This is a genomic window from Chlorobium sp. KB01, assembly GCF_001975465.1.
GTDB lineage: Bacteria > Bacteroidota > Chlorobiia > Chlorobiales > Chlorobiaceae > Chlorobium.
The window spans coordinates 28,024-52,066 of the sequence record NZ_MPJE01000077.1; the positions used below are offsets into that span (position 1 = coordinate 28,024).

Here is a 24,043-nt window from a genome sequence, read left to right on the forward strand (position 1 = left end):
CCACTCAATAGTTTTATTACCAACATGAGAATTATTCTTTACTTGGGTAAAGGAGGGGTAGGGAAAACCACCGTTTCAGCCTCAACTGCAACTGCAATTGCCCGAAGAGGACAACGGGTTTTGATTATGAGCACCGATGTTGCTCACAGCCTTGCCGATGCTTTCAGTGTTGAGCTCTCCTCTACACCATTGGAAGTTGAAAAGAACCTCTTTGCCATGGAGGTTAATGTTCTTGCCGAAATCAGGGAGAACTGGAATGAACTCTACTCTTATTTCTCTTCTATTTTAATGCATGACGGTGCCAATGAGGTGGTCGCTGAAGAGCTTGCTATCATGCCGGGAATGGAGGAGATGATCAGTCTTCGTTATATCTGGAAGGCTGCCAAGTCAGGAGATTATGATGTTGTTGTTGTTGATGCTGCGCCGACAGGTGAGACCATGAGACTGCTTGGCATGCCGGAATCCTATGGCTGGTATTCCGACAAGATCGGCGGCTGGCACTCGAAGGCCATCGGTTTTGCCGCACCGCTTCTGAGCAAGTTCATGCCGAAGAAAAATATCTTCAAACTCATGCCTGAGGTAAACGAGCATATGAAAGAGCTTCATGCCATGCTTCAGGATAAGTCCATAACCACTTTCCGGGTTGTTCTGAATCCTGAAAATATGGTTATCAAGGAGGCTTTGCGTGTACAGACATACCTCAATCTTTTCGGTTACAAGCTTGATGCTGCTGTAGTCAACAAGATTCTTCCGTCAAGCTCAACAGACTCATACCTTCAGAGCCTGATTGACATCCAGACCAAATATCTCGGTGTGATCGATAACTGCTTCTTTCCGGTGCCGATTTTCAAGGTGAAACAGTCTACGGCCGAAATTATCAATACCGACCGCCTTCATGTGCTGAGTCAGGAGATGTTCGGTGATAAAAATCCGGCGGATATTCTCTACTCCAATGAGAGAACCCAGGTTCTTGAGAAAGTCAATGGTAAATATGTGCTGAGTCTCTATCTGCCGAACGTGGAGGTAACGAAGCTCAATGTCAATATCAAGGGTGATGAGCTGCTGGTTGATATCAACAACTTCCGCAAGAGCATTATTCTTCCGAATGTTCTGGTCGGGCGCAAGACCGAAGGCGCTGATTTTGCAGGAGGCAACCTCAATATCACCTTTGCCAACTGAGAGCAGTTTCAGCTCTGTTCTCTGAAAAAAAGCGTTAAAAAAGGACGGACGGCTTCTCGGCGGTCCGTCCTTTTTTTTACACTCTGATGGACTCTCTTACCCTTATCAGCACCGACCGGTCACTGCATCGGTCGAGAAGCTGCAGGACGCTCTCACCGGTTGCCGGATAGAGGGGATTGGCGATATCGAGCATTGGCAGAAGTACGAACTTCCTGCAATGCAATTCAGGGTGAGGAATGGTTAGTGCAGGTGTGCTGATCACCAGATCATCATAGAGCAGAATATCAAGGTCGATAACCCTCGGGCTCCAGCGTGGATAGGTTTCAGGCCGGCCGAGATCCTGCTCGATAATTTTGCACTGCCGGCGAAGCTCTTCAGGTGCAAGGGCAGTGTCAAGAAGAACAACCCCGTTGTAAAACCGGTTCTGGCCGGCCTCTCCTACCGGTTCAGTCATATATACATGCGAGACTCGCACCACGGCTGTTTTCTCAAGAAGGCTCAACCGGTCAACCGCTTCCTGAAGATGGTGCAGGCGATCTCCGATATTGGATCCGATTCCGATAAATACCTTGTGCGGCGTCATAGTATCAGTGACGGGATGTCGTGTAATCAGCCTCGGCATAGTCGCAGATACCGTCAACAGGCGGGTTCCTCTTGCGTACCCTGATGGAGAGACGTTCAATAACCGGAAAGTCGAGCAGGAGCTCGTGAGCAATCTCATAGGCGACTGCCTCGATGAGAAAGAATTTTCTGAGGGTCAGCGCTGCCCTGATTTTGCGGTAGACCGCACCGTAATCGATGGTTTTGGTGATATCGTCGTGTTTGGCTGCATCGGTATAGTCAAAAAAGAGTTCCGCATCGACTTCATATTTCGCACCGACCGTATGCTCTTCCCTGAGGACTCCGTGGTGTGCATAGAAGACCATGTTTACCAGCCGGACGCATGAGAGGGAGTGCTGTGTCATAAATAAGGTTCAGATGATCAATGTCATGCAAGCTAATAATGTTAATGACAAAACCCGTAAATCAAAACCTGAAAAAGTAAATTCTCCGCTCTTCCTCTCCGGAGTGTAAAGGGCGGGAAAACACCGGACGGAGATGACCGGATTGCAGGTGAGAGGGTCGTGGGCTCTCTGGTAAAAAAGTGTTACCTTTAAATCGCCCGGAGAGTCAGCCGGGGAGAGAACAATTATTTAATAATGTATCAGGTGCGGCAATTATGATGAAGGCGCGGAACGATTTTTATGAGGGATGCCGCTCAAGGGCCATTATGCTGGCCCTTGAGGAAGATCGCTATACCGGTGATATTACAACGCTTGCCACAATTGAGCCCGGCCAGGTGGGCAGTGCGCAGATAAAAGCTAAAGAGGATGGTATTATAGGTGGTGTTGACGTTGCCAGGCAGGTTTTTAACGCCTGTGATCCGGAACTGTCGGTTGTGCTGCATCGAAATGATGGTGAAGAGGTTCACCGTGGTGATCTGATATTTGAAATCAATGGGAAGGTTGCTCCATTGATGGTCGGTGAACGTACCGCGCTTAATTTTATGCAGCGCATGTCGGGTATTGCGACCAGAACGAGAGCCTATGTTGACCGGATCAGCCATACGGCAGCCAGGATTCTCGACACACGAAAAACGGTGCCGGGTTTGCGCTATTTTGACAAGGAGGCGGTAAGGATCGGTGGCGGAGTTAACCACCGTTTCGGCCTGTTTGACATGATTCTTATCAAGGATAATCATATTGATGCTTCAGGCGGGATTGCCCAGGCAATTCGCCGGGCCCAGAAATACCGTGAAAAACAGAACCTTGATGTAAAGATTGAAACCGAAGTACGCAGCATGGATGAGTTGAGCCGGGCGCTGGTCTGTATGCCGGATATTATCCTGCTTGATAACTTTACTGCGGATCTTATGAAAGAGGCGGTTGATTATGTCAGGAGCGCATGCAGCACGGTTCAGCTTGAAGCATCGGGTAACATCGGTATGCGCAATGTACTTGAAGTTGCTGAAACCGGTGTTGATTTCATCTCTGTCGGAGAGCTGACGCACAGCGTCAAGGCTCTTGATCTTTCAATGACCATAAAGCTGACCTGAAGGAGCGGGAAGATGGAGATTGGAGTGGACATTGTCGAACTGGATCGGATCGAAAAGGTATACAACCGGTATGGCATGAAGTTTCTCCAAAAGTTTCTTTCCGAAGAGGAGATCAATCTTTGCCTCCATAAACCGCAGGTCATTGCAAGTCTTGCCGGAAGATTTGCCGCCAAGGAGGCGGTTGTTAAAGCTCTTGGAACGGGATTATCCGGAAAAGTGCACTGGAAGAGCTTTGAAATTCTCAATGACCGTCGTGGCCGTCCTTTTGTGCGGCTCGTTGATTTCGATTGTTTTCCCGAAGGGTGTTGTGTGAAAATATCTATTTCGCATGACCGCCATGCTGCGGTAGCTACGGCGCTGCTTGAGCGCGCATAAGGGTTATTCTGCGCCAGAGGTGAAGAAAACCGTGAACGGAGAGCAGAAACAGAAAAAGGCAGGAGTCCCTCCCGGAACTCCTGCCTTTTTTATGGTAATTGGTGCTGATCAGGCGTGGTGAACCGGAATTGGTGTTGCTTCCTCGGTGATCGTTATTTTCGACTTGATGATCTCATAGATTTTCTCTTTGAGAATGGTGTCGGTGATGTAATCCCTGAACTCTGCCGAGAGGTAGGTGCTCAGAAGATCTTCAGCATTCATCGATGCATTTTTGCCTGCCTCTTTTTCTGCATAGGCCTTTATGTCATCGTCCGTCACGGTAAGCTTGTCAAGTTCGGCGATTTTCTGGCTGATAAGAAGCCATTGGGCATGTTTCTCCGCATTCGGCTTCATGGCCAGACGGAACTGGGCATCATCAAAGGATTTCGGGAAGTTTCCACCCATCTGCCGTTTGGCATTTTCAACCAGCATATTCGAGAATGACTCTACCATGGTTTTCGGAGTCGGTACCGGGTTCTCTTCAATCAGTTTGGCCGAGATTGATTCAAGCAGCTCCTCTTCGGATTTTGCTTCAAAGTGCTGCGTGAGCTGAATGCGGACATCGCCGGTAAAGTCGGTAACTGACTCAAACCGTCCGCCGGTGATCTCTTTGACCAGTTCATCGGTCAGTTCAGGAAGTTCAAGGCGCTTGATTTCACTGATGGTAACCCGGAACCTGGTTGGCTCTATATCGGCATCCTTCTGATCGGCAGTAACCTCAACGACATCACCTGCCTTTTTCCCTGTCAGCTCTTTGCGGAAGGGGTTATCCTCGGGAAGATACTCAAGGTTGAAGTGATGGTTGTCGGTTTTCTGCTCTTCGTCGGGTTCGCCTGCTGCGTTGATATGGATGACATCACCGATTACGGTGTCAGTCGCTGCTGCGGGTTCATCCACGGTGATCATGGTGCCGTGACCCTTGAGAATGAGATTTATTTCACGCTGTACATCCTCATCGGTAATCGAGTAGCTTTTCCGGGTGAAGGGGTAGGCGCTGTAATCCTTGAGCTCAAATTCGGGATGGATATCATAGGAGAGCCGGATAGTCAGGAGATCAGGCGTAAAGGTGAAATCAATCAGCTGGGCGCGGCTTGCCGGCTTGATGTTTTCGGCTTCAACAATCTCACCGAAATGTTTCGAAGCCAGTTTTTCAGCTATGTTTGCCTCAATCGACGGACCTGCGAGTTTTTTGATCAGGCTTGCAGGAGCATGTCCTTTTCTGAATCCCTTGATCTGGATGGTTCTTTTAGCTTCTTCCAGTTCCTGGTTATAATCGGCACCGAACTCTTCTGCGGAAAGGATTATTTCCACTTCCTGTTCGGTTTCGCTGACGTTCTTGATATTCTTTTGCAAGGCTCTCTGTGGTTAATTGGAATTGTGCAAAATGTAAAGTTCAGAAGATACGAATTATTCCTCTTTAATAAAAGAGAACCTCCGGTAGACGCCTGCTTACCGTTTCGGTTTATAGACCAGTGTCGACAGGGGCGGTGCAAGCAGTATTGCCGAGGCGGCATTTGCTATATCGTCAGCGGTTACCGCCTTGATCGATGCGGTTTTTTCTTCCGGACCAATACATCGGCCAAAATAGGCGATGTCTGAAGATGTTTGCGACATTCTTCGTGTCATCTTTTCCTGCCCCATGATATGAGCGCCAAGCAGCTTTGTTTTTGCCGCATCGACCTCTTCCGGGTCAGGATGCTTCAGCGCATCGCTTTGGAGCAGCTCCCTGATGAGCTCAATGGTGAGTTTTGTTTTGTTGCTCTCAGTTCCGGCATAGATGTTCAGAGCGGTAAGATCATCAAAAAAAGTCAGGGATGAATAGACATTATAGGCCAGCCCCCGTTTTTCACGAAGCTCCAGGTTGAGCAGGGAGCTCATGCCATTACCAAGCATGGAGTTGAGCACCATAAGGCTGTAAAAGATCGGGTCGTGTCGCGCAACAGCGGTTCCGAGCACTATCTGTGCCTGAAAGAGTTGTTTTTTCAGAGTCAGCTCAAACGGTGTATAGTGCTCTGCGAGGAAAGGCTGGCGATGGTATTGCTCGCCATTTTCCTCTCCAAGCTTGCCGAGAAAGCGTTCGGAGAGTCTCACGATATCGTCATGCGGAACGTTGCCGGTTGCGGTGAGCATCATATTTCGGGGGACATAGTGCTGGCGCATGAACTGCTTCAGGTCACTATCCGAAAATTCACTGACGCTTTTTTCGCTGCCGAGAATTGGTCTGCCGAGTGGATGCAGGGGAAAGGAGCGCAGATCAAACTCCTCGAAAATCAGCTCTTCCGGTGTATCGTTGACGCTGCTTATCTCCTCAATGACCACCTCTTTTTCCTTCTCTATCTCTTCGGGAGGGAAGGTCGGGTCACAGACCAGATCGGCAAGCAGTTCAAAGGAGGGCTCAAGGTGTTCGCAAAGGCAGCGCAGGTAGATGCAGGTCTGTTCCTTTGTTGTATAAGCATCAAGATAACCGCCATGCTTTTCAATATTTCGTGCGATATCAAGATAGCTTCGCTTTTTTGTTCCCTTGAAGAGTGCATGTTCAATGAAGTGGGCCAGACCGGGAGCACTCTCCGGGTCATCGCGCGAGCCGGCATTGATCTGTATGCCGAGTGTAATGCTTTCAACGTGTGAAACTGAATCAGTAACAACCTGTAATCCGTTCGTCAGAAGCTCCTGCTGAACCGGTGCTGTCTGATACAGCATGTTTTCATTTGTCATTACCGAAATTTTTTCTGATGCTTATGAGCGGAATTGAATGCAATGTAGTTTTAATTCTTATTTTTATAAACAGTGAAGCTTTGCTGTCAAACTTACCCTGCCGGTCTGGGCGCATTTCTCAGGCAGTGAAAATCGAGCAGATCGGACATTTTGCCCCGCTATCAGTAAAGAGGGTTGTTCCCTGAGTTTCACCGGGGGTGGGTAAGGGAGCAGAAAGAGGGAAATATTCAGCATTTCATGCCCAACTCATCAATTGTCATAACCGGGGGTACCGGCTATATCGGCTCCCAGATTCTTCTTGCGCTTCTCTCCCGGTTCTCCGGGCAGCTCAGCATCAGGGTAATAGCCCGCCAAAGCTCGGACTGCTCCTTTCTTGAATCACTTCCGGTTGACGTTGTCCGGGCGGATATTCTTGATCCTCTCGCGCTCAATGAAGCGTTAAGGGGTGCTGACACGGTTTTTCACTGCGCCGGACTGATCTCCTACACCGGTAATTTCCGTAACGCGCTTTATGAAAACAATGTCGTAGGAACCAGAAACGTAGTTAATGCCTGCATTTTGAACAATGTTCGAAGGCTTGTACTGACCAGCTCCATCGCTGCTGTCGGTTCCACAGAGGACGGTTCGCCTGCCAGCGAGTTGACAACGTTTCAGGAGTGGCAGCGCAGGAATGGATACATGGAGGCAAAGCATCTGGCGGAGCTTGAGGGACTTCGCGGTGTGGCCGAAGGGCTTGATGTCGTGTTGGTTAATCCCGGAGTTGTTATTGGTGTTGATCAGAACAATTCGGCTTCTCTCAGCTCCTCCAACGAAGTGCTTCGTCTGATATACCAGGGCCGGTTGCCGCTCTGTCCTTCAGGAGGTACCGGTTTTGTTGACGTTCGCGATGTGGCTGACGCGCATATTGCTGCATGGCAGAAAGGACGGACAGGTGAGCGATATCTGGTTGTCGGTCATAACCTGCTCTTCCGGGAGCTTTTCGATCGCATCGGCAGCCTTGCCGGTAGCAGTATGGGCCCGGTTTTCATGGTCCCCGACACCTTCGGGTTTCTGGCCGGTCTCGGAGGGGAGATCTGGTCGATTGTTACCAATTCGCCCTCATTTATCAGTCTGGAAAGCATACGTATTTCATCACGACCGCTCTCATACAGCAACAGCCGCTCAGTGCAGGAGTTGACCCTGCGTTACCGGGAACTTTCGGAAACGCTTATGACTATTGTAACCTGAAGGAGCCGCTCTTCTCAAATTTTCTAACACTTGTACCATGGATACCCAAAAAATAGAACAGAGTGTGCCGCCGGTTGTCGATCCGGCAAAACTCAAACAACTCAATCTTGCTGTTGATGCTCTTGAAAAACAGTTCGGGAAGGGTGCTATCATGCGTCTCGGTGACAGTTCGGCGGTTATGCAGGTACTCTCCATTTCAACCGGATCGATGACCCTTGATTTTGCTCTCGGTGTCGGAGGCCTTCCCCGCGGCAGGGTTACAGAAATATATGGTCCTGAATCTTCAGGAAAAACCACCCTTGCCCTTCATGTGATTGCCGAGGCCCAGAAAGATGGAGGAATTGCTGCTCTTGTTGATGCTGAACATGCGTTTGATCCGAGCTATGCCCGCAGGCTCGGTGTCGATATCAACTCCATGCTCATCAGTCAGCCGGAGTCCGGTGAACAGGCCCTCTCCATTGTGGAGACACTCGTCAGAAGCGGTGCGGTTGATGTTGTCGTCGTTGATTCCGTTGCTGCCCTTGTTCCCCAGGCTGAACTTGAAGGGGAGATGGGTGACAGTGTTGTAGGTCTTCAGGCCCGGCTTATGAGCCAGGCCCTGCGCAAGCTGACCGGTGCCATTTCAAAATCAAGCTGTGTCTGTATCTTCATCAACCAGCTTCGGGATAAAATCGGTGTCATGTACGGCAGCCCTGAGACAACAACCGGCGGCAAGGCGCTGAAATTCTATTCCTCCATTCGTCTCGATATCCGCCGCATTGCCCAGCTCAAGGATGGCGATGAGATTATCGGCAACCGTACCAAGGTCAAGGTGGTTAAAAACAAGGTCGCTCCTCCCTTCAGGACGGCAGAGTTCGATATTCTTTACGGAGAGGGTATCTCGGTCATCGGTGAACTGATCGATCTGGCTGTTGAGTTCGGTGTGGTTAAAAAATCCGGATCATGGTTCAGTTACGGTCCGGACAAGCTCGGCCAGGGACGTGAAACCGTCAAGAAAGCGCTTCGTGAGGATCCGGCGCTCTTCAAAAAGGTTCATGCACAGGTCAAGGAGTTGATGAAGGTACCTGCAGAGATCGTTAAAGAGCAGGGATGAAGATTGGATCGATAGCTATTGACCGTCCTGTTATTCTTGCTCCCATGGAAGATGTTACCGACAGGGCATTCAGACAGCTCTGCAAGCAGCATGGGGCGGACATTGTCTATACGGAGTTTATCAGTGCAGAGGCTTTGCGCAGGGGTGCGGAGAAGACTGTTCGCAAGCTCAGGGCTGACGAAATTGAGAGGCCGCTTGCCGTGCAGATTTTCGGCAGTACCGTCGAGTCGATGATTGAGGCGGCTGTTATTGCTGAAGAGTTCAGGCCGGACTATCTCGACATCAATTTCGGATGTCCGACCAAAAAAGTTGCCGGCAAGGGAGCCGGTGCGGCCCTGCTCAGGGAGCCGGAAAAGATGACCCTCATTGCCGAGGCGGTGGTGAAGGCGGTAAGCATTCCGGTAACAGCCAAAACAAGGATCGGGTGGGACCGGGAGTCAATCAACGTCATTGATGTGCTGCACCGTCTTGAAGGTGCCGGCATTCAGGCACTCGCCGTTCATGGACGCACACGGAGTGAGATGTACAAAGGCAGAGCGGACTGGAACTGGATTCGTGAAGTCAAAGAGCATGCCTGCATACCGATCATAGCTAACGGAGATATCTGGTCGGCTGAGGATGCTGTCCGTATGTTTGATGAAACCGGTGCCGACGGGGTGATGATCGGCCGCGGTTCAATCGGAAATCCTTTTATCTTCGCTGCAGCAAAGCACCTTCTGAAAACCGGAATACCATTACCTCCGCCTGACTTTCGTCAGAGAATAAATGCTGCGGTGGAGCACCTGAAACTATCCGTGGAGTTCAAGGGTGAAAAGTACGGGGTGCTTGAGATGCGCCGTCACTATTCAACATACCTGAAAGGGTTACCAATGGTTTCACAGGTGCGCAACAAACTGGTTCGTGAAGATAACTGGGAGCTGGTTATTGATATGCTCTGCTCCTACAGCGAGGAGTGTGAAGGTTATGCACGGGAGGGAAAGATTCGTGACCATGCGGAGTACCTCAACGATCATTCAAAAAAATTGATATTGAATTATTAAACCAACGATATAAAACAAGATATGAGTAGTTCGGATTCCCGCTGCCGGGTGGCAGTACTGGGTGCAACCGGCCTTGTCGGCCGTACCATGATTCAGGTTCTCGAAGAGCGGAATTTTCCTGCCACAGAGATTATTCCCCTTGCCTCATCGCGGAGTGCCGGTCAGGTTGTCAAGTTTCAGGGCAAGGAGTTCATTACACAGCTGCCTTCAAGAGAGGTGTTCCGGGGTGTTGATATTGCACTTTTCTCTGCCGGAGCAACTGCCAGCAAGGAGTGGGCTAAAGTAGCTGCCGAAGAGGGCGCTATAGTCATTGACAACTCTTCGGCGTTTCGTATGGACCCCGAGGTTCCTCTCATTGTGCCCGAGGTTAACCCCGAAGCCATTTTCAAAGCGGATGGTACTCCTGAACTCATTATAGCCAACCCCAACTGTTCAACCATCCAGATGGTGGTTGTGCTCAAGCCGCTTCATGACCGGTTCGGCCTGAAACGGGTTGTGGTATCAACCTATCAGTCGGTTACCGGAAAAGGAAAGGCAGGGCGCGACGCCCTTGAGAGCGAGCTGGCCGGAGAGAAGCAGGAGAAGTTTACCCATTTTCACCAGATAGCTTTCAATGCCGTGCCGCAGATCGATGTTTTTACCGATAACGGCTATACCAAGGAGGAGATGAAGATGGTTAACGAGACCCGCAAGATCATGGGTGACGACACCATCAGCGTCTCTCCGACTACCGTCCGCATTCCGGTTTATGGCGGTCATGGTGAGTCGCTCAATATCGAGCTTGATCGTGACTTTGAGATCGATGAGGTGCGTGAGCTTCTTCGTACTGCACCCGGTATTATTTTACAGGACGATCCTTCGGCGAGCCTCTACCCGATGCCGCTCACCTCATACGAGCGTGACGAGGTCTTTGTCGGCCGGCTCCGCCGCGACTACTGGCACCCCCGGACCCTCAATATGTGGATTGTGGCCGATAACCTCCGCAAGGGCGCGGCCACCAATGCAGTGCAGATTGCTGAAGTGGTTATCGCCAAAAAAGGGTAGAACACTGCTATAAATCTGTTCCGCAATTTGATGGCTTCGTTGGGCGGTGCTCGAAATCCTCATGTACTCGCTTGTACACTCCGGCTTCTGCGCTCCGTCCGCCTTGCCCTCAAACCGCTCACGACGATTTATAGTTGTGTCTTGTGTAGGTTATCTCTTGCCATCCAGAGCCATCAGCGCCGTGCTGATGGCTTTTACGGCAGAAGCGGAAGAGAAGCGGCATTTATCGGGATTACTGATGGAGATCGACGATGGAATGCCGAGCGGCTTCATACTAACTGCGCTCTCTTTGCGGATCTGCTTGGTCATGGCCCTGTCGGCCAGTTTCCCTGTAACCTGAACCTCGATTTCCCGGCAGACCGGGTTATCGAGCAGCTCCTTCATCGAGAAGTATCTTGATTCCTCACGGTTTTTCACCCTCCGGTACGAAAATCTTTCCATTTGTCCACTCTTCGCGATGGCAAAGAGTATATGGTTCTCTTCAAGCTCAAGGATCACCTGCGTTTTGCCGGTAAGCTTTGAGAGGTAGAGAAGTGCGGGCTGTGTCGAACCGCTGAAGTTGATCGGGTGAGTTGGTGCAAAATACCCGGTTACCTTGCGGCAGGGTTCTGCAGGGTAAAAGAGCAGCAACTGTTTTGCAAGCGTTGTGTTGGTAACGCTCCCGTCAGCATAACCCGTAATGTCACAGAGATACTCTTCGGGGCGGGTTAAAAAGTACGCCGCCTCAATCCGGCAATATGCTCTTGCAGCTTCAGGGGTTGCTTCAAGAGGAAAGCTGGCAGGAAGAGGGAGATAGGCTTGAGGCTCAACAGAGAGCGCAAGATTTTCCCCCGGCCACCTGGCCGTCTCTTCCGAGAGCTTTATCCAGAGCCGCTCGCTTTTCGATGAAGCAAGCGTGTTACTGCCAAACGAAAAGGTTTTACACCCGCTGAGGCAGTATCCGTCACTGCCGGAGGTTTTCACTCTTACTATGGAGCACTCTTCCGGATCAATAGTACATGCTATCTGACTCTTGCTCATTATTCGAGGGTAAAATGTTTTTTCAGAACTTCCAGTTTCTTTTTGCCTATCCCCTTGACGTCGAGAAAATCCTGAAATTGCGTTACTTTCCCCCCTTTTGAAGCTCTGAAGGCAATCAGGCGTCCGGCCATGACCGGCCCTATTCCGGAGATTTTCTGCAACTCTGCTTTGCCGGCTTTATTGAAGGCGATCGTACCGCTGAAGGTTTTTTTCCCTGCAGAGCGGTGTGAGGCAGGCTTTTCAGAAGACTCTTCACGCTCTGCATCCGTAACCTCCTGAAGTACATCCTCCCTGACAGTTGTCTGATCGATTGCTGCAAACCGGAGAAGGCTGTCAACTTCGGCTTCACGCAGTCTGGCCGATTCAGCTTTTTTGACAAGCTGATCGGTCTCCTCCATTGACCGGAAATTTTTCAGGATCCCACCAAGCACCAGAAAGCCGAGAAGCATCGAGATCAGCGAAATCTCTGCTTTCGTCAGGCTGAGCTTTCGAGCAAGATTTTCCAGATGCTTCATGACAGGCGTTTGACTATTATTGACCCCTCTTTATATGAAAATACGCTTTACCCTCGTCGAAACCGAACAGAGCGTTTCATAGCTTATGGTGCCGGCAATCTCTGAAAGCTCTTCAGCCGAAGGGCCATCCCACCCGAACAGGGTTGCCCTGTCTCCTTTTTTGACATCATGTTCAGTGCCGAGATCAACCATAATCTGATCCATGGTGACCGTCCCTACCTGGGGGTAGGGTTTGCCGTTGATCATTACCGTTGCCTTGCCGGAGAGTACTCTTGCATAACCGTCAGCATACCCTGCAGCTATGGTGGCGATAGAGCGGGGAGTCGGAGCACTCCATCGCCGGTTGTAGCTGATAGTGGTTCCTGCCTCTACGGTTTTAATGAAAATGACTTTTGCCTCAATCTGCATGACCGGTTTCACTTCAAGTCGCAGGGGGGTGTGCTTCGCCGGGTGGTAGCCGTAAAGCAGAATTCCCGGGCGTACCATGTCGAGCCAGGAAGCGGGAGCGGTAAGGATAGCGCCGCTGTTGGCTGCGTGTTTGCAGACAGTATGCGATACAGCATGTTCGTATTCAGAGGTGAGCCGTTTGAACTCCGCAAGTTGCTGTGCGGTAAACCCTCCGGGTGAAGAGCTGTCGGCAAAGTGCGTATAGATTCCCTTGAGCTGCAGGTGCTCTGCCTGCTCAATACGACGGAGCAACTCCATGGCCGTTGAGGGGTGAACGCCGAGCCGTCCCATCCCCGTATCGACCTTGAGCTGAACGGAGAGGGTTTTGTTGTGTGCCGCCGCGATCTCCTCCGCAGCTTGCAGGGTTTCGCTGTCACAGAGCGTCATGTCGATATCGTGTTGCAGGAAATACTCGATATGAGAGGTGAGCGGTGATGAAAAAGCGAGAATGGAGGCCGGATTTTTCAGCGCACCTCCGGTTTTCAGTTCAATGGCTTCATGGATGTTAGCTACACCGAAATCCCTTATGCCAATTGTTTCAAGAGCTGTCGAAACTTTATGGACGTTATGACCGTAAGCATTTGCCTTGACGATACCCATGATACGGGGAGTTTCGCCGACCTGTTTGCGGATCAGGCGGGTATTCCACAACAGGTGGTCGATACAAACAAGGGCCTCCGTCATGTTTTCCGGCGGAGTGATTCCTGCACCGGAGTCCGGCTCTTTTTCAGTCATATCGGGAGAAGAATTTGAAGTTATAAGGTCGCAGCCTTAACGCACCGCATAAATCCTGACGAATCGGGAAATTGCGCAACAAATAAACGGGTATCCTTCTGTTAAAGAACATATTTTACACCTGATTATCAAACCGTCGATCAATCATATTCAGCCGGTATCGTGAATTGTACAATTAATGTATATTTTCCCTTGAACAGGTGATCAGCCGAACTTGCCACGTTAAACCATTTCAGCCATCATGATGCCGAACAACGATATATTCGGGCTTGCAGCAGAGACACCGCTTATTCTGATCAAGCAAATGGCGCGCCATATCAGACCGAAAGTTATGGCTAAACTCGAATATATGAACCCGGCCTGTTCCCACTACTACAGGGTGGCTTCAGCGATTGTAAGTGATGCTGAAAAGCGCGACCTGATTCATCCGGGAATGACCCTTGTAGACTGGACATACGGCAACAGCGGCATTGCCCTTGCCATGGCCGGTGTCAGTCGCGGTTACAAGCTGCTGCTTGCCGCGCCTGATAAAATATCAAGGGAAAAGCGCGATATGCTCAAAGCTATCGGTGCTGAACTGGTTATTACTCCTTCAGATGCCCTTCCGGGTGCTCCCCGCAGCTGCAAGAATGTGGCCGAGAGTCTGGTTAACAATATGCCCAATGCATTTTTTGCGGGGATGTATGAGAACCCTGTCAGTCTCAAGGTTCACTTTGAAGCTACCGGCAGTGAGATTTTCCGCCAAACGGAGGGAAAGGTAACTCATGTTTTTGTGCCCATGATTTCCGGTGCGATGGTTTTCGGCCTTGGCCGTTACCTGAAAGCGAAGAACCCGGCAATTAACGTGATCGGTGTGGAGCCGCAGGGCTCAATCTATGCCGCTCTTTTCAGGAACGGAAACCCTGGAGCACCTCAGTTTTCGGAGCTTGAGGAGATCGGTTCCCGGCACCCGTCAGCCTATTGGGACCCGACGGTAATCGATGATATCTTACAGGTAAGCGATTATGCTGCGTTCAACTGCGGCAGGGAACTCCTGCGGATGGAGGCCGTTTTTGCCGGGGGAGCATCGGGCGCGGTTATGTCGGCTGCACTGCAGAGCGGTGCGGGCTACACGGAGAGTGACTGCATTGTTGTCATGATGAATGATTTTGGTGGTTACTATCTCAGCAAGATGTACCGCGATGAGTGGATGCGTAAAAGGGGATTTTACCGCAAACAGAAATCAGCACTTGATCAGATTACCGCCGAGGATATTTTGCAGCTCAAAGCCCGCAGGGATCTTATTTTCGCCTATCCCGAAAATACCCTGGCCGAAGTGTTCGAGATGATGAAACAGAATGATGTGTCGCAGTTGCCGATTGTCTCCTACAACGCGCCGATCGGTAGTATCAGTGAAAACAAGATTCTTTCCATACTGATTGAAAACGATGAGGCGATGAATTCCAAGGTGGTCGGGTTCATGGAACAGCCGTTTCCGGTCTGCCCGCCGGATGCTGCAATCTCCGAACTATCCGAAAAATTGCAGCAAAGCGCCTCAGGGGTATTGATCAGTCTCTCCGATGGAAGGCTTCAACTGCTTACGAAATCTGATCTTATTGATGCATTGACCCACAAGTGAGGAGCCTTGAAATTATCCGGTTGTTTTTTTTGGTGGATTTTCTTAACTAAGCACTCTTGAAACATTCCTCTTTTTTTTTAAGTGCAGTAGACTATATTGCGCTTGCAGCAGGAAAAAATATCGGGAATCCACCTCAGAGGACCGTTACATTCAATTGGATAACAGAGTGAAGATCCCGACGGCTGATGAGCGGGTGAAAAACCAGCAATATACTATGAAGGTAGAGTCCAGAAAAAGGCAGTTCATTTTGGAAGGTAAGATCAAGGCTTGCTTCTGTGAAGGATGTGGCCAGACTACCGACAAGGTGTTTGTGGGTGAGTGGATGCCGAGCAACAAGCCGAAGGACGAAGAGTTTTTATCGACTGCACCGGTTAAAAAAGGGAAGGAGAGCAAGAATGGTGCGGCAGCACTCTCTCCGGCTGCTGAAAATCAGTACTGGATTCGCTGTGCAGCCTGCAATCAGGTCCATCTGCTCAAGGAGTGGCAGATACAGATTGACCGGGATATCAGTCCTGATGAACTGAATCCGGAAGAGTGCCAGGTATATTCACCGCACGGTATTTATGCCAAGGGTGATGCACTCTATCATCAGGCGCTTGGTGAGGTTGGCGTTGTCAGGGAGAAGCAGTCGACCGGAAGCGGTGCTTATGTTATTATTGTCGAGTTTTGTAAGAGTGGCAGAAAACAGCTTCTCGAAAATGTGCGCGTTACTCCTGCAAAGGAGAAGAGCGCCGAGAGCATTACGGATATTATTAAACTAAAACTAAGACGTTGATCTTTTAAAAGGGGGTGAATTTCATTGGTTAGTGTGCAGATAAATGATAACGAATCCATCGATAAAATGCTGAAGCGCTTCAAAAAGAAGTACGAACGTGCAGGTATTTTAAAGGAGTTTCGAAAAAACGCATACTTCGTTAAACCTTCGATTGATGGTCGCTTGAAACGTTCCAGAAGCAGGCGCAGAGCGCAGAGGGCAAACGAAGAACGCAATTCATGATCATCGTGATCAGAGTAGTTATGCAAAGCAGCTCCTTTACGGGAGTTGCTTTTTTTTTGTGAATACCAATCCACTGACTCATGAGAGTTTTCAAAGGGGAAGTTACCGCGTTACCGCCAGACAAGTCCATCTCTCACCGTGCAGCCCTTATCGGTGCCCTTTCAGAAGGGACAACGGAGATCACAAATTTTTCAGGAGGTTTTGACAACCAGTCAACCCTCAGCGTGCTTCAACGAGCAGGCATAGCACTTAGTCAGGAAGAGAGCGTTCAGCTCAATGGCCGTACGCAGCGCAGGGTGGTTATCAAGTCAAGGGGATTATGGAGTTTTCAGCCCCCGGCGGAACCCTTGATGTGTAATAACTCCGGCAGTACCATGCGCATGTTTGCAGGTATTTTAGCCGCACAGCCATTTCGGAGCGAGTTGATCGGCGACAGTTCTCTGATGAAGCGTCCGATGAAAAGGGTCGCCGACCCTTTGCGTTTGATGGGTGCCGATATTGAACTCTCTTCGGCCGGCACCGCCCCGATTGTTATCAACGGCACCAAAGAGCTGAAGCCGATAGCGTACCGCCTGCCGGTTCCTTCGGCGCAGGTGAAGTCACTGGTGGCGTTGGCTGCGCTGCATGCTGACGGTGAATCAAGAATTATTGAACAGATTCGTTCCCGTGACCATACCGAAGTGATGCTCGGTCTTGAGAGTTTTGAGCAGAATGGTGAACGGGTTATTGTGGTGCCGGGCAGAAAACAAATTGAGGCCAAACCCTTCTATATTCCGGCAGACCCATCCGCCGCCTGTTTTATTGTTGCACTTGGCCTGCTTGCCCGCGGATCGGAAATCATGATCAGGGATGTCTGTCTCAACCCGACAAGGGCGGCTTTTCTCGATATTCTGATGGCAGCAGGGGCGGGTTTACGCATTGAAAACCTGAGAGTGATCGGAGGTGAGAGCCTCGGTGATATTCTTGTCAGCTCTGCTTCCCGGATCGAGCCGCTCTGTATCAGTGATCCGCAGCTTATCGCCATAGCCATTGATGAAATTCCCATGCTTGCCGTGTTGTCGGCTTTTGCAACCGGGCGTTTCGAGCTGCACAACGCCGCAGAGCTCAGGACCAAGGAGAGCGACCGGATTGCTGCTCTTGTGGTTAATCTTGAGCGACTCGGATTTGTTTGTGAGCAGTATCCCGACGGTTTTGTCGTTACCGGTCGTAACCAGGTGCCTTCAGGGACGGTGGTGCTCGACAGTTTCGATGATCACCGCATAGCCATGAGCTTTGCCATCGCCGGTCGTGCGACAGCCGGCTCTTTCGACATTACCGATATTGAAGTGGTAGGGGTCTCGTTTCCGAACTTTTTTGAACTGCTGGATTCCCTCGAAGTCTGAAGAGATTCTGGATTCTGAATTTTTGATTGGTGTGTAGGGGCGATCCTGTGTGATCGCCCTGTTGAATAGAAATATAGGTACGGTCTTATAGGTCTTGTGGGACCTATGGATGAGTTACAGTGATGCCATGAGATTTTCAATATGCCCGAGCAAGGTATGAGTGAACTCTTCGGGCTGTTCAAGGTTTGAGAGGTGTCCGGCATCCGGAAGCACCAGGAGACGGGAGCCTGTAATTCGGTCGTTTATTGCAGCGGCAGTTGCTTTGGGGGTGACCCTGTCATCAGCACCGACAACTACCAGCACCGGGCAGCGGATTGCTCCAAGCATCGGAGTTGCGTCATTGCGCGTCATGATGGCCCGCATTGCGGCATTGATCACCGGCACCGACTGCTTTTCAATCATGGTACGGGTATCGATGACCAGGTGCGGTTTTGCCGTGTAGGTTGATGGGGAAAAAAAGTTTGGTATCATCCGTTCTGCGGCTTCATGTGCTCCTTTCTGTTCTACAGCCCGGATAAACTCCTCGCGCCCCGCTCTTGCCTCAGGAGCATCGCCTTCAGCTCTCGTGTCGCACAGTACCAGAGAGGTGATTTTATCGGGGTAGAGCCTGTAGAATTCAAAAGCCTGATAGCCTCCCATTGAAAGTCCTGCAACGGTTACCCGTTCAATACCGAGCGAATCCAGAAGTGCGGCAAGTTCATGGGCGTAATCGGTAAAGTTCCACCCCTCCTTCTCCTCTGACCCCTCTATACCATAGGCGTTGGGTGCGACTACGGTAAAGCCGGTTTCGCCGAGCGCGTCAATCTGTGGCTGCCACATGGCCGCAGAGAGCGGAAACGCGTGCAGAAGAAGCAATGCATGGCGGCTTCTGCTGCCTTCAGCAGTGTTTGCACTGCGCCAGGTCAGCATCACTCAGTTTTCCTGGGTTTTTGGATACCCCTTGATTTCGCGGATAATGCTGTTTGCCTCATTAAGGATGATTTTTGCTTCGTCCCTGGCTGTGTCAATGATCTCCTGTGAGCGTTTTTTTGCATCGTTATTGTAGGCAACGTCATGCTCACTGCTTTCGTACAACTCGGAAGCCTTGTCAATAGCATGCTTAACCTTGCCGGAAATAATCTGCTGCGTTTCAGTTCCCTTGTGCGGAGCGAAGAGCAGTCCCATAATTGTTCCGGCTGCAGCTCCAAGCACGGCGCCGAAGAAAAGGCCTTTATAAAACTTGTCCTGCTGTTCCATAGTGCGGTTAGGTTTTGTTGTATCGTTACCATAAAGATAAAGTACAGCGTGGTGTTTTCCTCTCATTATTTATTCATCTGCCCCCAGCCTCTTCCGGGCACCACTATGAATTGTCGGAATTTTCAGACTTTCGGGAGAACAAATAAAAAGTGGCGGTGCATTTTTAAGCAAGGTTTAAGGGGCTCTTCATACTCTCTTAAGATTCGCGGGTGTACCTTATTCACTGTAGATCGAAAAGATCGGCACCATACAGGCAAACAGATAATACTTATATACGATACGATGCATACTAACACCAGATTTTCGGCAAGCCCTTTTGCAATCGGGGCATTTATCCTTTCGGCAATTACAGCTCTGCTCTTTGTCCTGACGGTTGTCACCGGCATGTTCCAGTCTGCGCAGTTGTGGCTCAGTGCTCTGCTCGTCATTGCCGTTGTGCTGCATACCGTAATCAACTGGAAGCAGTTTACCTGATCCGCGGTTACGTTGACCGGTTTTCCTGCAGGGCAGCCGCTACGAGAAAAGCCGTTAGTGTGGATTTTTTAGTGAGGGAGGCTGCCTGAACGAAACAGGTCAAGATCGTTGGCCATCAGACACATAATCTCTTCACGGAATGCCGCAATATGATCCCTCAGGTCAGGGCGGCAGAGGAGCCTGAATTTTTTGGTATACCGTTCAAAAGAGAGAATAAAGTCCGATTGGAACACTGATTCATTCAGGTCGTCAAATCGAACATACTCTGAATCAAGCTGCAGGGAGTAGTGGATGTGTTCCGATCGGGTCGGCAGTACTCTCAGCTCTTTCAGGTCAGCATAGTCGAAAATATCCTTTTTCGATGGGGGATCGATCAGCACCTCGTGGCCATGCAGGCCGAGATGGAGGCGTTTGTTTAAAAAATTGCAGATCTCCAGCTCCTTCTCCCGACGCATTTTGTTGTCGCTGTTATAGATAAACCATCGCTCATCCTCCTGCGAAGAGTTATTCATGTAGGGTTGAACGGTGATTGCTCTCTTGTATACCCTGCGTATGAGAATATCATCCAGCAACGCGCTGATCGGGTGCGTTTTATCGGGCATCAACTGTTTCAGTTCATGCAGCACCCGGTCGTCAGCATTGCCATAGAAGAGCTCTCGCAGGGCGCTGGCTGAGAGCATCCCTTCCCCGGCAATGTCCTGCAAAAGCCTGCGCAGCATAGCCGACAGCGCTCTGCTTGTATGGTGCCAGTAAACGTTGCGCATCATCATGTATTTTGCGAACAGCAGGCTTTCAAGCGGCGCAATTCCTTTTTCGGTTATGGCAAACCGCTCACGCTGCGGGTCAGGCACAAACGACTCGATCAATCGTTCAATATCGATGCTTCCGTAAGGAATGTTGCAGTGGTGTGCATCGCGCATCAGGTAGTCCATTTTGTCCGGATCAAGCGTTCCGCTGATCAGTTTCCCGAATCGGGTGCCGCTTCCTCCCTTGATAAGCGTTATTACCTCCTCGGGATTGACCTGCCACTCCTCTTGCAGGATTTCAGCTATTGCCGGAATTCCCGGATGCTTCTCGTAAATGAAATGGCAGCAAAGATTCTCGTGGTGCGAAAATACCGGTTCACCTTCGCACACAGGAATCTGCTCTTCTATGATATGGGCATGCGGGAAGTGGCCGATATCATGCAGCAGACTTGCCGAGAGCAGTACCCGGCAGTTGTGATCATCGAATATGAACTCGCCATCCTGAAGGCTGAGTGCAAGCTTGCTTGTCAGCATCCGCTGCAGAATAAGCTTCATGAGATGATAGACCCCTATGGAGTGCTCAAACCGGGTATGCGTGGCTCCGGGATAGACCTGCTGGGAAAAGGAGAGCTGCCGGATACCCTTGAGGCGCAGGAACGAAGGGTGGGAGAGGATTTTTTTCAGCGGCCCGCTCAGCGGAATATGGCCCCAGATCGGAATGCGGATAAAGCCGCCGTCGGAATCGAAAAGCAGGTGTTCGGCTGTCATGAAGTTTATGCAGTTGGAGGCGTAAAGAGTTATCAGTCAAGATACGCAACAAAGCGTGGCTGGCAAACTGAGCGATTAACGGGATAGTTTACGGTTCGGTTTACGGGAAAAAGAAAGGCAGAGTAGGTGAGGGGCAAAAAAAAGCTGCTGTTTTGCAACAGCAGCTTTTTTACTATCCGTAGTGGTAAGGCTTAATACCTTGAGCGGGATGCTGGACGCTCTTCACGGGGCTTTGCTTCGTTAACCTTGATGGTTCTGCCGTTCAGGTCACTGTCGTTGAGGTCAGCGATTGCAGAAGCAGCTTCTGCGTCATTTGCCATCTCAACAAAACCAAAGCCCTTCGAACGGCCGGTGAATTTGTCGTTGATGACACTTGCGCTTGAAACTTCGCCGAATTCGCCGAAAGTCTCACGAAGATCAGCTTCAGTTACGCTGTAATCAAGATTGCCAATGTAAATATTCATAATTTCATATAGTAGTTCGTGCCTTGATCAAAAAGAGACACTGTCAAATAACCAAAAGCACAAATCACTTGAAAGTTTTCAGACCAACCGTTGGTCTTGCTTCCAAGAGTACGCTTTATTTCTTCAGGAAGCAAGGGAAATTAAAATATTATATAGATGCACTCGATACAATGCTGTGCATGAACGCTTATCCTGGGGTTCTTCGAACCTCTTTCAGATGCAGCTGACACACCTTTCGAAAATGGTGGCCGTAAATGGCCAGCGTTACGGCCAGCGGCAGGGAGTTCTGGCGATTGAAAAATGTCCAGATCAGCATCTTCCAGTACTGGAACCGCTCCCGTCCGACAACACCGAGCAGCACGGTTGAGCGGGCAAAGGCCAGCATGTCGTCAAAGCGGACCCTTCTTTTTAAGCGAGGTGCCCGGTATTCACTCAGCAGTGTCCGGATACGCCGGTAGTAATATTTTGGAGCATAGAGCTGGTTCATCATGTCGGTATACCCTTTTCGAAGCAGTTCAAGGTCCATTACCGGCACAAAGTTGGTATTGCTGTCGGCATTATCGCCGCTTGAGTTATGCAGCAGTCGTCCCTCCTTCTGCATGCGGTCGTAGAGTCTGGTGCCGGGGAAAGCCTGGAGGATGCCGACCATGGCCGTAACGATGCCGCTCTTCTGTATGAATTCGATCTGTTTCTGGAAAATAGAGGGGGTGTCACTGTCAAATCCGACAATAAAGCCACCCTGTACCTCCATGCCGGACTGCTGAATCTTTCTGATGTTGGAGAGCATGTCCCTTGATGTGTTGTGCTGCTTGCCGCAGGCTTGCAGTGCGGCATCATCGGGGGTTTCAATGCCGATAAAGACCATCCCGAATCCGGCCTCAACCATGAGCGACATCAGCTCCTGATCATCAGCCAGGTTGATCGAACACTCCGTGTAAAACCGGATGGTTCTGCTGTAGCCTCTCTGCCACGCTATCAACCGTGGAAGCAGCTCTTTTTTCAGGTATGTTTTGTGCGCAATGAAGTTGTCATCGACAAAAAAGATGCTGTCCTGCCATCCAAGCCGGCGAAGAGCGTCAAGTTCCGTAATGATCCGGTCGCTGGTTTTTGTGCGGATTTTATGGCCGAGAAGAGCGGTGACATTGCAGAAGTCGCATTTGTAGGGGCACCCCCTGGAAAATTGCAAAGCCATCGATGCATATTTATTCATGTCGAGCAGCTTCCAACTGGGGGTCGGGGTCCGGCTGATGTCCGCATAGAGATCGGTGGAGTAGAGCTTTTTCGGAGAACCGTTCAGCAGGTCATCAAGAAAGGGTTGAAGGGTCAGCTCGGCTTCGTTCAGAACAAAATGGTCAACCGTCGGAAAATCTTCATGTTCGGAAGTAAAGAGAGGTCCTCCGGCAACGATGGTCAATCCGGCGGTGTTGCAAAGCTCGATGACCTTTCGGGCTGATTCCTGCTGGACAGCCATTGCGCTGATAAATGCCATGTCGGCCCAGGCAATATCGTCTGCCCGGAGAAAACCGGTATTGAGGTCAACCAGTTTTTTCTCCCAGTTCTCAGGCAGCATTGCGGCTACCGTCAGGAGACCGAGGGGAGGAAGTGATGCTTTTTTATTGACAAATTTCAGGGCGTGTTTGAAACTCCAGAAGGTATCAGGGAATTCGGGATAGATCAGAAGAATATTCATCGTGCACTTGCCTCCGGTGAATCGGTTTGGATGTTATCGATCAAATCAGGGAGAGTAGCTATGGTTACGACTGCAATGCAATATAGGAACACCCGCTTTATCTATTAACGTTTCATGAGGTGCGGAGAAATTGATTTCGGCCTGCTTCTCACGTGCTTCGGCACTCGTTATCAGTCACCATGTATATGAAGTGCGGAGCGTGCTGTTCAGCAGCCATGAAGGCGGATAGAGTGTTTCTGTGCTGGTTGTATTGATGGCAGGTTGAGCCTGAACGGGTTGCGCATGTTCCTTTTACGGAGCGCTCACAGAGGGATGGCTCAGTATCGGTCGAGGCTGAATTTTTCGCCAAGGTACATTTTTCTGACCTCCGGGTTGTCGGCGATCTCTTCTGGTGTTCCCTGCATAAAGATGCTTCCGTCAAAGAGCAGGTAGGCATGGCTGGTTATGGAGAGGGTTTCATGCACATTATGATCGGTGATGAGGACGCCGATGTCGCGCCGGACAAGCCCTTCAACAATCTGCTGGATATCCTCTACAGCAATAGGGTCCACTCCGGCAAACGGTTCATCAAGCAGAATGAATTTCGGGTCAAGAGCCAGTGCCCTTGCGATCTCTGTTCGACGGCGTTCGCCACCCGACAGGGTGTAACCCATGTTTTTGCGTATCGCAGTGATGTTCAGATCCTCAAGCATCCGGTCGGTTTTTTCCAGCCGTTCCGGTTTTGAAAGGGAGGTGAATTCGAGTACGCTCATGATATTCTCTTCAACAGTCAGGTTGCGGAATACGGAGGCTTCCTGGGGGAGATAACCGATACCGAGACGGGCCCGCTTGTACATCGGTATGCGGGTTATGTTCAGCGAATCAAGAAAAACATCTCCGCCATCCGGTCGGACAAGCCCCACAATCATGTAGAACGTAGTTGTTTTACCGGCTCCGTTCGGCCCGAGCAGACCCACAATCTGCCCCTGCTTCACCTCAATGGATGAGCTTTTGACAACTTCCCGTTTGTTGTAGATCTTTTTTAACCTGATGCAGCTGAGTGTTGCTTTCATGCCCGTACAGAAATAGTGATATCCGATTGCTTACGCACTCCTGTCGTTCTCATGTACAATTTCTATGAAACGAGCGGGAGAAAAGAGGGGGA

At 50.3% G+C, this 24,043-nt stretch carries 25 protein-coding genes; 12 read left to right on the forward strand and 13 right to left on the reverse strand.

Going from position 1 to position 24,043, the window contains the following annotated elements; genetic code table 11:
* Positions 1 to 24: 24 nt before the first annotated feature.
* The gene (locus BOO20_RS08635) at positions 25 to 1,179 is read left to right on the forward strand and encodes an ArsA family ATPase (protein WP_076792092.1); all 1,155 of its coding nucleotides are present in this window, start codon (positions 25 to 27) and stop codon (positions 1,177 to 1,179) included.
* A gap of 76 nt (positions 1,180 to 1,255) precedes the next feature.
* On the opposite strand, the gene folK is transcribed toward BOO20_RS08635, so the two are convergent.
* Positions 1,256 to 1,762, reverse strand: a complete 507-nt coding sequence (gene folK, locus BOO20_RS08640) for a 2-amino-4-hydroxy-6-hydroxymethyldihydropteridine diphosphokinase (protein ID WP_076792094.1) — start codon at positions 1,760 to 1,762, stop codon at positions 1,256 to 1,258.
* A 4-nt stretch (positions 1,763 to 1,766) separates the two neighbouring features.
* Positions 1,767 to 2,144, reverse strand: coding sequence for a dihydroneopterin aldolase (folB, locus tag BOO20_RS08645; protein WP_076792095.1), 378 nt, complete (start codon positions 2,142 to 2,144; stop codon positions 1,767 to 1,769).
* A gap of 254 nt (positions 2,145 to 2,398) precedes the next feature.
* Here folB and nadC point away from each other — a divergent pair, with 254 nt between their 5' ends.
* Together nadC and BOO20_RS08655 are read left to right on the forward strand one after the other, a co-directional pair.
* Complete coding sequence (gene nadC / locus BOO20_RS08650; RefSeq protein ID WP_076792097.1) at positions 2,399 to 3,274, forward strand: carboxylating nicotinate-nucleotide diphosphorylase; 876 nt, start codon at positions 2,399 to 2,401, stop codon at positions 3,272 to 3,274.
* Positions 3,275 to 3,286: 12 nt separating this feature from the next.
* Positions 3,287 to 3,649 carry a holo-[acyl-carrier-protein] synthase gene (locus BOO20_RS08655; protein ID WP_076792098.1) on the forward strand — a complete coding sequence of 121 codons (363 nt, stop codon included), beginning with the start codon at positions 3,287 to 3,289 and terminating at the stop codon, positions 3,647 to 3,649.
* Between the two features lie 108 nt (positions 3,650 to 3,757).
* On the opposite strand, the gene tig is transcribed toward BOO20_RS08655, so the two are convergent.
* Both tig and BOO20_RS08665 read right to left on the reverse strand, forming a co-directional pair.
* Positions 3,758 to 5,041, reverse strand: coding sequence for a trigger factor (tig, locus tag BOO20_RS08660; RefSeq protein WP_076792100.1), 1,284 nt, complete (start codon positions 5,039 to 5,041; stop codon positions 3,758 to 3,760).
* A 96-nt stretch (positions 5,042 to 5,137) separates the two neighbouring features.
* Positions 5,138 to 6,388, reverse strand: a complete 1,251-nt coding sequence (locus BOO20_RS08665; RefSeq protein ID WP_233120933.1) for a pitrilysin family protein — start codon at positions 6,386 to 6,388, stop codon at positions 5,138 to 5,140.
* Between the two features lie 252 nt (positions 6,389 to 6,640).
* Here BOO20_RS08665 and BOO20_RS08670 point away from each other — a divergent pair, with 252 nt between their 5' ends.
* The 4 genes from BOO20_RS08670 to BOO20_RS08685 are packed head-to-tail and all read left to right on the forward strand — an operon-like array spanning position 6,641 to position 10,807.
* Positions 6,641 to 7,630 carry an NAD-dependent epimerase/dehydratase family protein gene (locus BOO20_RS08670; RefSeq protein WP_076792156.1) on the forward strand — a complete coding sequence of 330 codons (990 nt, stop codon included), beginning with the start codon at positions 6,641 to 6,643 and terminating at the stop codon, positions 7,628 to 7,630.
* Positions 7,631 to 7,667: 37 nt separating this feature from the next.
* Positions 7,668 to 8,723 carry a recombinase RecA gene (gene recA, locus BOO20_RS08675; RefSeq protein WP_076792103.1) on the forward strand — a complete coding sequence of 352 codons (1,056 nt, stop codon included), beginning with the start codon at positions 7,668 to 7,670 and terminating at the stop codon, positions 8,721 to 8,723.
* A complete protein-coding gene (dusB, locus tag BOO20_RS08680; RefSeq protein ID WP_076792104.1) occupies positions 8,720 to 9,763 on the forward strand; it encodes a tRNA dihydrouridine synthase DusB in 1,044 nt (347 codons plus the stop codon). The genes recA and dusB overlap by 4 nt, the downstream gene beginning before the upstream one ends.
* Before the next feature lie 21 nt (positions 9,764 to 9,784).
* Positions 9,785 to 10,807, forward strand: a complete 1,023-nt coding sequence (locus tag BOO20_RS08685) for an aspartate-semialdehyde dehydrogenase (protein WP_076792106.1) — start codon at positions 9,785 to 9,787, stop codon at positions 10,805 to 10,807.
* A 150-nt stretch (positions 10,808 to 10,957) separates the two neighbouring features.
* Here the strand turns inward: BOO20_RS08685 and BOO20_RS08690 are convergent, their stop codons facing one another.
* Genes BOO20_RS08690 through alr form a run of 3 tightly spaced genes read right to left on the reverse strand, consistent with a single transcriptional unit; the run spans position 10,958 to position 13,524 of the window.
* On the reverse strand, positions 10,958 to 11,827 hold the full coding sequence (locus BOO20_RS08690) for a hypothetical protein (RefSeq protein WP_076792108.1): 870 nt from the start codon (positions 11,825 to 11,827) through the stop codon (positions 10,958 to 10,960).
* Positions 11,827 to 12,342, reverse strand: coding sequence for a helix-hairpin-helix domain-containing protein (locus BOO20_RS08695; protein WP_076792110.1), 516 nt, complete (start codon positions 12,340 to 12,342; stop codon positions 11,827 to 11,829). Before BOO20_RS08695 ends, BOO20_RS08690 begins: the two co-directional genes overlap by 1 nt.
* Before the next feature lie 30 nt (positions 12,343 to 12,372).
* Positions 12,373 to 13,524, reverse strand: a complete 1,152-nt coding sequence (alr, locus tag BOO20_RS08700; protein WP_083694613.1) for an alanine racemase — start codon at positions 13,522 to 13,524, stop codon at positions 12,373 to 12,375.
* 244 nt (positions 13,525 to 13,768) lie between these two features.
* Between alr and BOO20_RS08705 the strand changes: the two genes are divergently transcribed.
* The 4 genes from BOO20_RS08705 (at position 13,769) to aroA (ending at position 17,521) form a co-directional block, all read left to right on the forward strand.
* Complete coding sequence (locus BOO20_RS08705) at positions 13,769 to 15,142, forward strand: pyridoxal-phosphate dependent enzyme (protein ID WP_076792159.1); 1,374 nt, start codon at positions 13,769 to 13,771, stop codon at positions 15,140 to 15,142.
* Positions 15,143 to 15,356: 214 nt separating this feature from the next.
* Positions 15,357 to 15,917 (forward strand): hypothetical protein, encoded by a 561-nt coding sequence (locus BOO20_RS08710; RefSeq protein WP_006366285.1) that lies wholly within the window; start codon positions 15,357 to 15,359, stop codon positions 15,915 to 15,917.
* A gap of 24 nt (positions 15,918 to 15,941) precedes the next feature.
* Positions 15,942 to 16,139: a 30S ribosomal protein S21 gene (rpsU, locus tag BOO20_RS08715; protein ID WP_006366284.1), complete on the forward strand. Its 198-nt coding sequence runs from the start codon at positions 15,942 to 15,944 to the stop codon at positions 16,137 to 16,139.
* 80 nt (positions 16,140 to 16,219) lie between these two features.
* A complete protein-coding gene (gene aroA, locus BOO20_RS08720; protein ID WP_076792111.1) occupies positions 16,220 to 17,521 on the forward strand; it encodes a 3-phosphoshikimate 1-carboxyvinyltransferase in 1,302 nt (433 codons plus the stop codon).
* Between the two features lie 114 nt (positions 17,522 to 17,635).
* On the opposite strand, the gene BOO20_RS08725 is transcribed toward aroA, so the two are convergent.
* Positions 17,636 to 18,430 carry an alpha/beta fold hydrolase gene (locus BOO20_RS08725; RefSeq protein ID WP_076792113.1) on the reverse strand — a complete coding sequence of 265 codons (795 nt, stop codon included), beginning with the start codon at positions 18,428 to 18,430 and terminating at the stop codon, positions 17,636 to 17,638.
* 3 nt (positions 18,431 to 18,433) lie between these two features.
* Positions 18,434 to 18,757, reverse strand: coding sequence for a YtxH domain-containing protein (locus tag BOO20_RS08730; protein ID WP_076792115.1), 324 nt, complete (start codon positions 18,755 to 18,757; stop codon positions 18,434 to 18,436).
* Between the two features lie 282 nt (positions 18,758 to 19,039).
* On the opposite strand from BOO20_RS08730, the gene BOO20_RS08735 reads away from it, so the two are divergent.
* Entirely contained in the window at positions 19,040 to 19,231 is a 192-nt protein-coding gene (locus BOO20_RS08735) for a hypothetical protein (protein ID WP_040433297.1), read from the forward strand.
* 68 nt (positions 19,232 to 19,299) lie between these two features.
* Here the strand turns inward: BOO20_RS08735 and BOO20_RS08740 are convergent, their stop codons facing one another.
* The 4 genes from BOO20_RS08740 to lptB form a co-directional block, all read right to left on the reverse strand.
* Complete coding sequence (locus BOO20_RS08740) at positions 19,300 to 20,745, reverse strand: HD domain-containing protein (RefSeq protein ID WP_076792116.1); 1,446 nt, start codon at positions 20,743 to 20,745, stop codon at positions 19,300 to 19,302.
* A 191-nt stretch (positions 20,746 to 20,936) separates the two neighbouring features.
* Positions 20,937 to 21,209, reverse strand: a complete 273-nt coding sequence (locus tag BOO20_RS08745) for an RNA-binding protein (RefSeq protein WP_006366279.1) — start codon at positions 21,207 to 21,209, stop codon at positions 20,937 to 20,939.
* A gap of 187 nt (positions 21,210 to 21,396) precedes the next feature.
* A complete protein-coding gene (locus BOO20_RS08750) occupies positions 21,397 to 22,899 on the reverse strand; it encodes a B12-binding domain-containing radical SAM protein (protein WP_076792118.1) in 1,503 nt (500 codons plus the stop codon).
* A 317-nt stretch (positions 22,900 to 23,216) separates the two neighbouring features.
* Positions 23,217 to 23,951, reverse strand: a complete 735-nt coding sequence (lptB, locus tag BOO20_RS08755; RefSeq protein ID WP_076792119.1) for an LPS export ABC transporter ATP-binding protein — start codon at positions 23,949 to 23,951, stop codon at positions 23,217 to 23,219.
* Positions 23,952 to 24,043: the final 92 nt, after the last annotated feature.